The organism is Intrasporangium zincisolvens, from assembly GCF_034724055.1.
In the GTDB taxonomy this organism is placed as follows: Bacteria; Actinomycetota; Actinomycetes; order Actinomycetales; family Dermatophilaceae; genus Monashia; species Monashia zincisolvens.
Window position 1 is genome coordinate 38,226 of record NZ_JAWIIL010000008.1, and the last position, 11,789, is coordinate 50,014.

10 protein-coding genes are annotated in these 11,789 nt (G+C 75.0%); 3 read left to right on the plus strand and 7 right to left on the minus strand.

Features of this window, described 5'->3' with window-relative positions:
- The 4 genes from RY076_RS18245 to RY076_RS18260 are packed head-to-tail and all read right to left on the minus strand — an operon-like array spanning position 1 to position 5,570.
- Positions 1-1,020 (minus strand): glycosyltransferase family 4 protein, encoded by a 1,020-nt coding sequence (locus RY076_RS18245; RefSeq protein ID WP_323100567.1) that lies wholly within the window; start codon positions 1,018-1,020, stop codon positions 1-3.
- Positions 1,017-2,198 (minus strand): glycosyltransferase family 4 protein, encoded by a 1,182-nt coding sequence (locus RY076_RS18250; RefSeq protein WP_323100569.1) that lies wholly within the window; start codon positions 2,196-2,198, stop codon positions 1,017-1,019. The genes RY076_RS18245 and RY076_RS18250 overlap by 4 nt, the downstream gene beginning before the upstream one ends.
- Positions 2,195-3,553: an O-antigen ligase family protein gene (locus tag RY076_RS18255; protein WP_323100571.1), complete on the minus strand. Its 1,359-nt coding sequence runs from the start codon at positions 3,551-3,553 to the stop codon at positions 2,195-2,197. The genes RY076_RS18250 and RY076_RS18255 overlap by 4 nt, the downstream gene beginning before the upstream one ends.
- A gap of 10 nt (positions 3,554-3,563) precedes the next feature.
- Positions 3,564-5,570, minus strand: a complete 2,007-nt coding sequence (locus tag RY076_RS18260) for a glycosyltransferase (RefSeq protein WP_323100573.1) — start codon at positions 5,568-5,570, stop codon at positions 3,564-3,566.
- Between the two features lie 219 nt (positions 5,571-5,789).
- Between RY076_RS18260 and RY076_RS18265 the strand changes: the two genes are divergently transcribed.
- Positions 5,790-7,208: a tyrosine-protein kinase domain-containing protein gene (locus RY076_RS18265; RefSeq protein ID WP_323100574.1), complete on the plus strand. Its 1,419-nt coding sequence runs from the start codon at positions 5,790-5,792 to the stop codon at positions 7,206-7,208.
- A gap of 13 nt (positions 7,209-7,221) precedes the next feature.
- Here RY076_RS18265 and RY076_RS18270 read toward each other — a convergent pair whose 3' ends face one another.
- Together RY076_RS18270 and RY076_RS18275 are read right to left on the minus strand one after the other, a co-directional pair.
- Entirely contained in the window at positions 7,222-7,503 is a 282-nt protein-coding gene (locus RY076_RS18270; protein WP_323100575.1) for a hypothetical protein, read from the minus strand.
- Positions 7,500-8,393 carry a nucleotidyltransferase family protein gene (locus RY076_RS18275; RefSeq protein WP_323100576.1) on the minus strand — a complete coding sequence of 298 codons (894 nt, stop codon included), beginning with the start codon at positions 8,391-8,393 and terminating at the stop codon, positions 7,500-7,502. Before RY076_RS18275 ends, RY076_RS18270 begins: the two co-directional genes overlap by 4 nt.
- A gap of 130 nt (positions 8,394-8,523) precedes the next feature.
- Between RY076_RS18275 and RY076_RS18280 the strand changes: the two genes are divergently transcribed.
- Positions 8,524-9,195, plus strand: coding sequence for a phosphatase PAP2 family protein (locus RY076_RS18280; RefSeq protein WP_323100577.1), 672 nt, complete (start codon positions 8,524-8,526; stop codon positions 9,193-9,195).
- Here RY076_RS18280 and RY076_RS18285 read toward each other — a convergent pair.
- Complete coding sequence (locus tag RY076_RS18285; RefSeq protein ID WP_323100578.1) at positions 9,181-10,242, minus strand: glycosyltransferase family 4 protein; 1,062 nt, start codon at positions 10,240-10,242, stop codon at positions 9,181-9,183. The genes RY076_RS18280 and RY076_RS18285 overlap by 15 nt on opposite strands.
- A gap of 200 nt (positions 10,243-10,442) precedes the next feature.
- Between RY076_RS18285 and RY076_RS18290 the strand changes: the two genes are divergently transcribed.
- Positions 10,443-11,630, plus strand: a complete 1,188-nt coding sequence (locus RY076_RS18290) for a glycosyltransferase family 4 protein (RefSeq protein ID WP_323100579.1) — start codon at positions 10,443-10,445, stop codon at positions 11,628-11,630.
- The last annotated feature ends 159 nt before the right edge of the window (positions 11,631-11,789 follow it).

Below are 11,789 nucleotides of genomic sequence, written 5' to 3' on the forward strand. Positions count from 1 at the left end.
TCAGAGCACCGCCTCGTAGAGCCGGTCGGTCAGCTCGGCCTGTCGCTCGGGCGTGAAGGCGCTGCGCTGGGCGGCCTGGAGGGCCGCGCCGTACCGGTCCCGCCCCTCGGGGTCGTCGGCGAGCGCGCACAGCAGCGTCGCGGCCGTGTCGGCGTCGCCGGGCGCGTGCAGGGCTGCCCCCTCGACCGAGCCGGACGTCTCGAGGTGGCCACCACCGGCGACGGCGACGACCGGCAGCGCGGCCGCCATGGCCTCGAGCACGGTGAGGCCCAGGCCCTCGACCCGGCACGGCGCGAGGAGCACCGACGCACGGAGCATGAGTCGCTCGACGTCGTCACGGTGGCCGAGGAAGGTGGTGGCGTCGGCGATCCCGAGCCCACCCACGAGGGCTTCGACCGCGGCCCGGTCCGAGCCGTCACCGGCCAGGTGCAGCCGCCAGCCGCGGGCGGCGAGGCCCGACACCGCGAAGGCGCGGACGGCGACGTCGGTCTCCTTCTCGCGCTCGAAGCGCTGGGCCACGAGGACGACGGGCTCGCGCTCGGCCGCGGTGGGTGAGGCGTCGACGGTCTCGACTCCCGGGTGGATGACGGTGCTGGGCCGGCCGATGCTGCGGGCGACGTGCTCGCTGATGGAGATCCGCGCCCGCACGCGACGGGCCGCGAGGTCGGCGGCCAGCGCCGAGACGGGGTTGCTGCCGGCCGGGCGCGCGAAGTGCTGGGTGGCCACGAGCGGCACCGTGCGTCCGGCCAGGGCTGCCGCGGCCGCCACCTCCGCCGCGGTCATGTGGGCGTGGACGACGTCGGCGCCACCGGCCGCCAGACGCGTCCGGCGGGCCACGTCGGTGACGGTGCGGGCCGGCTCGTGGCGCACGCGGGGGCCGGCGGCCGCGGCGGTGCGGGCGGGGTCGCCGCCGACGACGAGCACCTCGTCGCCGCGGTCGGCCTGGGCCCGCGCGAGGCGGGCGACATGGCTCTCGACCCCGGCGAACGCGTCGGAGCGCACGACGTGCAGCACCCTCATGCGCCACCTCCCGGCCGGGCGTCGGCGGGCGTCCGCCCGTCGTCGACCGACGTGTCGAGCGAGGTGAGCAGGTCGAGGTAGCGCCGGGCGACGAGCGTCCACGAGTGCTCCTCGGCGGTGGCGCGCGCCGCGGCGCGCGTGGCGTCGGGCGGCAGGGCGAGGACGCGCTCGATCGCGACCGTGAGCGCGGCTGGCAGCCGGCCGGGAGCCGCGTCGACGACCACGCCGTTGACGCCGTCGACGACCACGTCGGGCACGCAGCCGGTCGGGGTCGCCACGACGGGCACGCCGCAGGCCAGGGCCTCGAGGACGACGAGGCCGTAGGACTCGTAGGCGCTCGGGGTGGCGAGGACGTCGGCGGCGTGCAGCCACGGCCGCGGGTCGGGCTGGGCACCGACGAGGTGGATCCGGCCGGCGACCCCGACACGGTCGGCACGCGCGCGGGCGGAGGCGAGGAGCTCCGGGGTGCCGCCGACGACGACGAGGTGGGTCGAGGGGTCGGTGGCGGCGAGCGCGTCGGTGAGGGCAGGCAGGCCCTTGCGGTCGAACTCGTTGCCGATGAAGAGGACGACGCGGTCGGCGTCCTTCAGCCCCAAGGCCTCTCGGGCGTCGGCACGCTCGGCCGGCGTGGGCGGGCGAAAGCGGTCGACGTCGACGCCGTTGCCGATGACGACGGTCGGCAGGCGCAGTGCAGGGTAGGTGTCGCGCAGCAGCCGGTCCTCGGCGCGGACGAGGTCGACGACGACACGGTGCGCCCCCGACCGGGTGTAGCGGTACCGGTCGCGGGCCGTCGTGAACAGGTGCAACGGGTTGCGCAGCAGGCGCAGCCGGGCGTGGCCGCGCGAGGCCATCGCCACCTGCACGATGCCGTGGTTGACGTAGACGTCGCCGGCGAGGGCGTCGTTGTGGCACACCGACAGCTGCTCGGGGTGGGCGCGCAGGTGGGCGCGGGCCCGGGCCGTGCCGACGGTCGAGAACCAGACGACGCGGGCCAGTAGCGCGAGGCGCCCGCCGACGCCGCCCCCCGGCGCGGGCAGCCATCCGCCGCCGCACTCGGCGAGGGTGAACCGGCGCACGTCGACCCCCGCCCGGCGCCACTCCTGCTCGAGGTGGTGGGCCACGGCTCCCACTCCCGTCCCCGGCGCGATCTCCGGCGTGATCTGCACGATGGTCGTCATGGCGCACCCACGCGCGCCGCAGGTTGCACCCACGACACCTGCGGCAGGCGCCCCTCGACGACCTCCGGCGGGGCGCTGCGCCGCAGCTCGGCGTACCGCTGCGCGCCGAGGCAGATGCCGAGCACGACGAACGGCACCGAGGCCTGCACCGCCGACCAGAAGAGGTCGAACTGGGCCTGGACGAGCCGGTTGACGAGGACGCCGAGCGCCACCGAGCCGTACACCGGGTCGAGCCGCCACGCCACGCGCAGGGCGACGACGGCGAGCACGACGAACAGCACGAGGCCGACGACGCCCGCCGACGTGAGCACCTCGATCTCGGCGTTCGGGGGCTGGAACGAGACGGGGAACCGGTCGGTGTACCACCAGCGCAGGCCGACGCCGAACCACGGGTCGGTGCCCCACACGTCGAGGCTGTCCTGGAACCAGGTGAGGCGCTGGAACACCGAGTTGAACTGGTTGCCCGAGCTGATCTGGTCCTGCACGAGGTTGGTGACGAAGAGGACGGCCGGCGCGAGGACGAGCAGCACGAGCTTGCTGCGACGGTGCTCGGAGCGGCTCCGCAGGACGAGGACGAAGACGGCGGCGACGAACCCGACGACGGCCTGGCGCGACTGGGTCAGGAACATCGCCACGACCATGAGGGCCAGCAGCAGCCAGCGCAGGCGCCGGCCGATGCCGGCCCAGGCCGGACGCGCGTAGAGGATCGTCGCGCCGAACGAGCAGACGGTGCCGACGAAGTTCTTGTGCATGGGGTAGGGAAAGGTGATGTAGACCGGCGAGAGGTCGCCGCGGAGGACCTGCAGGCCTCCCTCGACGACGGTGACGACGGCCAGGAACGAGATCGTGGCGACGACGAGCCGCATGCCGGTGCGGCCGTGCCCGTTGGCGCCGACGGCCCAGCCGACGAGGAGGCTGCCCGAGACCGCCATCCACGCGTGTGCCCACTCGACGGCGTTGGCCGAGTACGGGTTGTTGACGACGGTGACGAGCGTGGCGAACTGGTAGGCGGCCGAGGCCCAGAGCACCGCGCGCATCCCCGGCGAGAACGGCCGGCGGGCGAGCAGCAGCGCGGGCAGGCTCGCGGCCGCGAGGGCGAAGTCGGACAGCGAGAGGTCGACGCCCTGGCTGCCGACGCGGAGCACCGCGAAGAGCATGGGGAGCACGGCGAGCGGAATGAGCCCCGGCTGGACGGCCGTGACGCCGGTGGCCAGCACGGCGACGGCGATGACGACCGCGGCCTCGGGCGTCGTCGCGGCGAACCGCCCGACGACGAGCAGCAGGGCGCCGGCGAGCACGACGAGACCGGCCGTGCGCATCCGCGCCCAGCCGCGTCCGTCGACGGCGCCATCCATCAGCGACACCTCAGATCCCCTCTCCCGCAAGGCCGCTCGCCACCGAGTCGGCGGGCCTTCGCTCGGCGCGAACCGGCCCGGAGAGGTTGGCGCGCAGGCGCCGACGGGCGGCGACGCCCCGCTCCCCCGGCAGCACGACAGCGCGGACCGCAGAGCCGAGCACCTGGCCGACGCGGCCGGCCTGCCAGCCGAGCGCGCCGTGGTGCTTGCGCAGGAAGAGCTCCTGGGCGGCCTGCACGTGTCCTTCGCGGCGGTCGGGGTCGGTGCTCGTCGCAGCGCCGACGTGGACCGCGTGCGCGTCCGGCACCAGGGCGTGACGCCAGCCCAGCCGCACGGCCCGCGCGGCCCAGTCGGTCTCCTCGCCGTAGAGGAAGAAACGGCCCTCGTCGAACGGGCCGACGTGGTCGAGGGCCTCGCGGCGCAGGAGCAGCACCGAGCCGATGACGTACCGGTCACGGCGCCACCGCCCGAGCCCCACGGCGTCGAGCCACGTGCCGAGCGGCGACGGGAACGGCCACGTGACGCGAGCAGCGCGCCCCTCCGGGTCGGCCTGCGCCGGACCGACGCTCGCCAGGCCGGTGTCGGCCGCGAGGGCGGCGACGAGCCGGTCGACGTCGGCCGGCTCGACGATCGCGTCGGGGTTGACGAGGAGGACGTCGGCGTCGGGGGCGACCCGGCGCAGTCCCTCGTTGACGCCGGCCGCGAAACCACCGTTGCGACCGGGGTCGACGTAGCGCGCACCGTGGCGCTCGGCGACCGCGCGGACCGCGGGCGAGGACGAGTTGTCGACGACGGTGACGCGCCGGCCGGTCAGCGGCTCGAGCGCGGCACCGAGCAGCGCGGGCTGGCCGTACGCGACGACGACGACCTCGAGCGGCCGCTGTCCCGGGCCCGCCTCGAGCGGCGTGCGCGTCGTCGACCGGTACAGGGCGTCGTGGGCGATGGCGACGTTCTCCCACGACGACTTCGCAGCACGGGCCAGGCCGGCCTCGCGCAGCCGATCGGCCGTGGCCGCGTCACGCCCGGCCTCGGCCGCCGCCTTGGCGAACCCGGCCGCGTCACCCTCGGGGACGACGAGCGCGGCGTCGCCGACGACGGCCGGCAGGGCCCCGCTGTCACTGACGACGACGGGCGTGCCGCACGCCATCGCCTCGAGCGCGACGCGTCCGAACTGCTCGACCCACGACGGGGTCGTCAGCGACGGAACGCACAGCACGTCGACGGCGCGCAGGAACCCGGGCAGCTCGGCCGGGTCGAGGGCCCCGAGGTGCTCGACCCGGGCGGCGACCCCGAGGTCGACGGCGAGCGCGTCGAGGCGGGCGCGGTCGGGGCCGTCTCCGGCGACGCGAAGGGTGAGGCCGGCGTCGAGCGCCAGGGCCTCGAGGAGCACGTGGACGCCCTTGGCCGGGTCGAGCCGGCCGGCGTAGCCGACGACGACGTCACCGTCGCGGGTTCGGCTGTCGCGGGTTCGACCGTCTCGGGACCCCCCGGGCGTGAAGGTCGTGAGGTCGGTGCCGAGGTCGATGGTCCGGGCCCGCCCCATGAACCCCTTGCGCTCGACGATGCGCCCGGCCGCGTCGTTGCACACGTCGACGCCGGACGCGTGCCGCAGCGCCCAGCGCTCGAGCCAGCGGAACGGCGGCGGGTAGCGCTTGTCGAGGTTCTGGGCGGAGTAGAGCACGTAGGGGGCGCGCTGGCGACGCAGCCGGCGCAGGAGCAGCACCTCGGCCGTCGCGAGAGCGAAGGGCTCCTCGTGCACGTCGACGACGTCTAGCGGGCGGCCGAGCGCCCGCCACAGCGGGCGCGGGTCGTAGACGAAGAGCGCCGGGTGGCGTCCGAACGTGGCGACGCCGGTGACCGGCTCACCGTCGCGCGGCACGAGGGGCACGACGCGTCCGCCCTCGGACCACTCACGGGCACAGAGGAGCTCGACGTCGTGACCGAGCCGGCGCAGCGCGCGCTCGCGCTCGCGCCAGCCGTCGACGACGGCGCTGTGGGACACGCGCAGTGTCCGCATCGGCCCCCTCCTGACCGTTCCTCGCCGGACCCGTGAGTCCGGCCGGCCCCTCCCCCAGGGACCCCCGCGCCAGATGTCCCGACTTGGCCCCGGCATTCGGATGATATGGGACGATGCTCGCACGTACCGTCGAGATCGGCCGGGGGGACCGTGACTTTTCGAGACTTCCTCACTGTGCTGGGGGCTCGGTGGCGGATCGTCGTCCTCAGCCTGTTGACGGTGATCGCGGCCACGGCCGTCCAGACGATGCTGACGCCTGCCGTCTACACGGCCAGCACGAAGATCTACCTGTCGGCGACCGAGCCGCCGAGCTCCACCGACGGCAAGTCGGGCACGTACGCCATCCAGGCCACCGACCTCGCCACGTACCTCGACGTCCTCACCTCGCCGTCGGTCAGCGAGCCGCTGACCCAGCGCCTCGGGCTGCCGCCGGGCACGCCGCTGGGCCTGTCCGGCGAGGTGTCGCAGACCTCGAACATGATGACCATCAGCTCGACCGGGGGCGATCCGCAGCTCGTGGCGCGCGTCGCCAACGAGGCCGGGCCGGTCCTGGCCGACGTGGCCCGGAAGTTCTCGCCGCTGCTGGCCTCCAACGGCCAGTCGGTCGAGTCCACGACGATCTCACCGGCCTCGGTGCCGGGTGAGCCGATCTCGCCGAACGCCAGGCGCAACCTGCTCATCGGCGGGCTGCTCGGTCTCGCCCTCGGCATCGGCCTCGCCCTGCTGACCCACACCCTCGACACCAAGGTCCGCACCGAGGAGGACATCCGGGCGCTGTCCAAGCGCCCGATCCTCGGCGACATCCCGCTCGTCAAGTCCGCCAAGGACGCCACCGGCTTCCTCAGCCTCGAGTCCGACCCGCACGGGCGCCACGCCGAGGCCATCCGCCGGCTGCGCACCAACATCCTCTTCGTCGACGTCACCACCGGCGGCCACTCCTTCGTCGTCACCTCCTCGGTGCCGGGCGAGGGCAAGACGACGACGACCGTCAACCTCGCGCTCGCGATGGCCGACGCCGGCTCGCGGGTGCTCCTCATCGACGGCGACCTGCGCAACCCCTCGGTGGCCAGGGCGCTCGGCCTCGACGGCGGCTTCGGCCTCACGACCCTGCTGCTCGGGCACGCCGAGCCCGACGACGTCATCCAGCGGTGGCGCGACAGCTCGCTCTACGTGCTGCCGGCCGGCGCCGTGCCGCCGAACCCGAGCGAGCTGCTCGGCTCCGAGCCGATGGAGCAGCTCTTCGGCAAGCTCGCCCAGCAGTACGACTTCATCCTCGTCGACAGCCCGCCCGTCGTGCCCGTCATCGACGCCGTGCTCATCAACAAGCTGACGCACGGCCTGATCATGGTCGTCGGCGCGGAGAAGACGAAGAAGAAGGACCTCGCCAGCGCGGTCCAGTCCCTCGAGACGGTCGACGTGCCGGTGGCCGGGTTCGCCCTCAACATGGTGCCGTCCGGGTCCTCGACGGCCCACCGCTACGGCTACTACGGCTACAACCGCGACGCCGACGCGCCGGCCAAGCCGGTCAAGCCGATCAAGCCCTCCAGGTCAGAGAAGGCCGCGGCCAAGGCGGTTGCCAAGGCCATGGCCAAGGCGGAACGCGCCGGCCACCAGCGGCAACCAGCCCGCCACGGCTGACCCGCAGGGCGGATCAGCCGACGGGGCGCAGCAGCCCGCGCGCCACCAGGTCGGCGACGAACACGTCGACCTGCTCGGCCACGGCATCGGCGGACTGCTCCCACGCGGCGGCCACCCGGGTGCGCCATTCCTCGGCCGGCGCGCTCGTGGCCGACGTCCAGATCGACGCGGCGACGCCCTCGAGCACGTGGATCGGGCCGCCCGGCAGGCCCGCCACCCAGACCGTCAGGCCGTCGGGCGAGACGACGGCGCCGATGTCCTCGGCCGGCTCGTATGCCGGGCGCGCGCCGCTCACGACCCACCCCCGCGGCGGCGGTGGAGCTGCTCCCGGGCGCCGCGCACCGGTCGCGCGAAGAACTCGGCGACGACCTCGCGACGGGTCAGTGGCGCACCCCGCACGATGCTCAGGTGCTCGACGTTGACGAGGACGGAGCGTCCGACCAGCGTCAGCTTGGCGCGGAGCCCGCGGGCGGCGCGGATCCGGGCGCGCCACTCCTCGACGCGGGTGCCCCCGCGCGCCGCGACGCGCCAGAGGTCGTAGGCGGGGTCGGCGGCGTGGTCGTCGAGGGTGCCGGTGATGACCGAGAAGGCGACCTGGGCGTCGAGCCGGTCGACCCACTCGAGGATGCCGGCGCGCTCGGCGTCGGTGGCGCTCGTCCAGACGCAGTCGATGTCGCGGGCAGCCTTGGCGTCGTTGCCGGCCCGCGCGGCATGGAGCAGCAGGAGGCACGCCTGGGCAGGCCGTGACGGCACGGCGCAGGGGCGGCCGCCGAGCGAGATCGTCTGCCGTTCGGACCAGAGGGTCTCGAAGGCGGCCTCGGGGCTCGGGCCGGTACCGGGGAAGAGGCGGTGCACGTCGAGCAGCCCGAAGTCCTCGTGCCGGAAGGTGGCGGAGTGCTCGAACGACGAGGCGTAGGCGAAGGTGTTGATGAGGTCCCAGCCGTGGTCGCGCAGTGCTGACAGGACGGCCGGCACGTCGCTCGGGTGCACGAGGACGTCGGCGTCGGAGTAGCTCCGCCCCGGCACGAGGCTCGGGTCGAGGGCGGCCCCCTTGACGTGGACGGCGCGGGCGCCGAGCCGGTCGACGAGCTGCTGGGCGGCCGCGTGCGCGAAGGCGATCCGCACCTCGTGCGGGATGTCGACGATCGGGGCCGCCTCTCCCGCGCCGGCGTCCTTCGCAGCCATCGAGCCAACCCCCATACACTGCGAGCCAACCGGACGATCGCACCCTAACAGCCCGTCCGAGGCCACGGACCGGGGTCGCGCCGATCAGCGGGAGGGGCCGGTCGGGCCCGGGTGCACGAGAGGGGGTCCCGTGTCGCGTCGCACCCGAGTCGTCTGGCTGCTGTGCGGGGTCGCCTCGGCAATCGGTCTCGTCGTCGTCGCGCTGCTTGTCCTGCGTACCTCCCCCGGTGATGCCGTCGACCGCTGGCTCTCCCGGGTCGTGCTCGACGGGCTGCCCGCGATCCTGCGGCGCGGCCTCGACGCGCTCGCCCGGCCCATGCTGCTCGTGGCGCTCGCACCCGTCGACGTGGCGCTGGCCCTGCTCGCCGTCGTCCGACGCGGGTGGCGTCGGGTCGGCGTGGCGGTGCTCGTCGTCGCGGTGTCGGCAGGGGTCACGACGACGATCGACGCGCCCGCGCTGCTCGGCCTTCCCGGCGAGGGTTATCCGTCCGACCACGCGACCCTCGGGTTCGCACTCGTCGTCGCGCTCGGCGTCCTGTGGCCGCGACCTCTCGGACGTCTCGGGCTCGGCGTCGGGGCAGCTCTGGCCGTCGTCGTCGGCGTGGGCAACGTCAGCTGGTACGCGCACCGGCCCGTCGACGTCCTCGGCAGCGCGCTGCTCGTGGCGTCCGCGACGGCACTGTCGGTCGCGCTCCTCGGTGGCGACGCGGCGAACGTGCGCGTCGGCGACCGGGCCTCCTCGCAGATCCGTTCAGACGCCTGTCGAGAGACCCGTTCAGAGGCCCGTTCAGAGGCCGACTGACCGCCAGACGCGGGCGTGCCCGAGGGCGCTGGCCTCCCACGTGAACCGTCGCGCCCGTGCGAGGCCGCGCGCGACGAGGGCGGCCCGGTCGGAGCCCGCGGACAGGGCGTCGAGGATGCCGTCGGCCAGACCCGGGCCGGTGGGATCGACGAGCAGCCCGGCGTCACCGACGACCTCGGGCAGCGAGGAACGGTTCGAGGCCACGACCGGCACGCCGGCCGCCATGGCCTCGAGCGCGGGCAGCCCGAACCCCTCGACGAGCGACGGCACGACGACGACCTCGGCCGCGGCGTAGAGGCCGGGCACGTCCTCGGCGGGCAGGCGCCCGGGCAGGACGACGCCCGGCAGGTCGGTGAACAGCTGGGTGCGGCGCGGGTGCGGTGGCCCGGCGAGGACGAGCGTCAGGTCTGGGCGTGCACGGTGGACGACCGGCCACGCGTCGGCGAGGGCTGCGAGGTTCTTGCGCTCCGAGGCGCCGCCGGCGGTGAGGACGAACGGGCCCGTGACGCCGAGGGACTCGAGGCGCCGGGCCGGCAGGGGCTGCGCGCCGAAGAACGCGGCGTCGACCCCGTTGGGCACGACGTGCGGGTCGCGGATGCCGAGCGCCTCGACCGCCTCGGAGGCCGTGTACTCGGAGACGCAGACGACGGCAGCCGCCCGGCGCAGCTCCTCGGCCGCCGCCCGGACCGGCGCCGACTCGTCCGCGAACCGCCAGGCGACGACGTCGTGCAGCGTCACGACCTCGAGGGGCGCGGGCGGCAGCTCGAGGCTCATCCGGTGCACGAGGCCCGCGCCGCGGTGCACGATCCGGCCGACGGCGGCCCGGGGTGCCGCGGGCGCCTGCGAGAGCCAGCCCATCGGGAGCCGGACCGTGCCGGGGAGCGGAGACCGGAGCGAGCGCGCGATGCTGCGCCGCACCTCCCAGGTCTCCCCCGGACCCGACAGCACGTCGAGCGCGGCTCCCGCGCGGGAGGCGACGTGGCCCTCGTACGCCTGGGCGCCCATGGGCACGGCGGTGGCGGTCGTGGCGATGGTGAGGCGTGGCACGCGTCCTCCTCCGGCGGTCAGCGGGTCGGTACGGAACGGCGGTGTCGGGCCGTGCCCGCATCGTAGGGTGAGAGCCGCCGCCCGGGCTGGGACCCGGGCCGTTTCGACACCCAGCTCGACACCAGCTCGACACCAGCTCGACACCAGCTCGACACCAGCTCGACACCAGCTCGACACCAGCTCGACACCCAGGAGGCGGCGTGACCGGTGGCCGGCCCCGTGTCGCCCTCGTCGCCTCGTCGTACGACCCCTACGTCGGCGGCGTCGAGTCGCACGTTCGGCACGTGGCGCGAGCGCTGCGCCGGCGCGGCACGGACGTCGAGGTGTGGACGGTCGACCGGGGCGAGCACCTCGGCGAGCGCGTCCTCGACGACGTCCTCGTGCGCCACCTGCCGACGCCGATGCCGGCGCGGAAAGTCCCATCCCTGGCGGGCTTCGCGACGGCCGCACCCGGTGCGTGGCGTCAGTGGCGCGCCGCCCACCGCGAGTTCGCCCCCGACGTCCTGCACGTGCAGTGCTTCGGGCCGAACGGGGCCTGGGCGCTGGCCCTGTCCCGTCGCACCGGCACCCCAATGGTGGTCTCGAGCCACGGAGAGACCCTGGCCGACGACCACGACGCGTTCGGCGGGTCGGCGCTGCTGCGGCGCGCGTTGACCCGTGCCGTGGCCGACGCGGCTGTGACCACCGGCTGCTCGGAGTCGGTCCTGGCCGATCTGCGGACGCGGTTCGGCCTCACCGGAGGGGTCGTCGTGCCGAACGGGGTCGACCTGGCGGCGTACCCGCTCGGCCCGGCCGGCCCGCCGCGGTCCGAGGACCGGGACCCGCCGGTCGTCCTCGGGATCGGCCGGCTCGAGTACAACAAGGGTTTCGACCTGCTCCTCGACGCCATGGCCCGCGTGCACACGGAGCGGCGGGCCGGGGCCGCCCGGCTCGTCCTCGTCGGCAGCGGGTCGCAGGCGGAACTGCTGCATGAGCGCGCGACCTCGCTCGGGATCGGCGACCGGCTCGAGCTCACCGGCGCCCTCGACGAGGCCGGCGTCGACGCGTGGCTGCGGCGGGCGTCCGTCGTCGTCGTGCCGAGCCGGGTCGAGGCGTTCGGCATCGTCGCGCTCGAGGCGTGGCGAGCCGGGGCCCCCCTTGTCGCGACGAGCCTCGGCGGTCCGGCCACGTTCGTCACCGACGACGCCGACGGGCTCCTCGTCGACCCGACCGACCAGCGCGCGCTCGCCCACGCGATCGGCGCCCTGCTGGATGACCCGTCCCGGGCGCACCGCCTGGCCTCGGCGGGCCTCGAGCGGGTTCGCGAGTACGACTGGTCCGACGTCGCCGCCGCCTACGCGACGATCCACGCGGACGTGCTGCGCGAGCCGAGCCGCGCCACCACCTGACCGCGCGCCCTCACGCACTGCTCCCACAGCGGGAGCAGGTGGTGAGCATCCCGACCAGGCACCGTCCGCCGACCCCCACACCTCGCCGCCCTCACGCACTGCTCCCACAGCGGGAGCAGGTGGTGAGCGCGCGTGGACGACGGTCGGGACGGGCGAGCC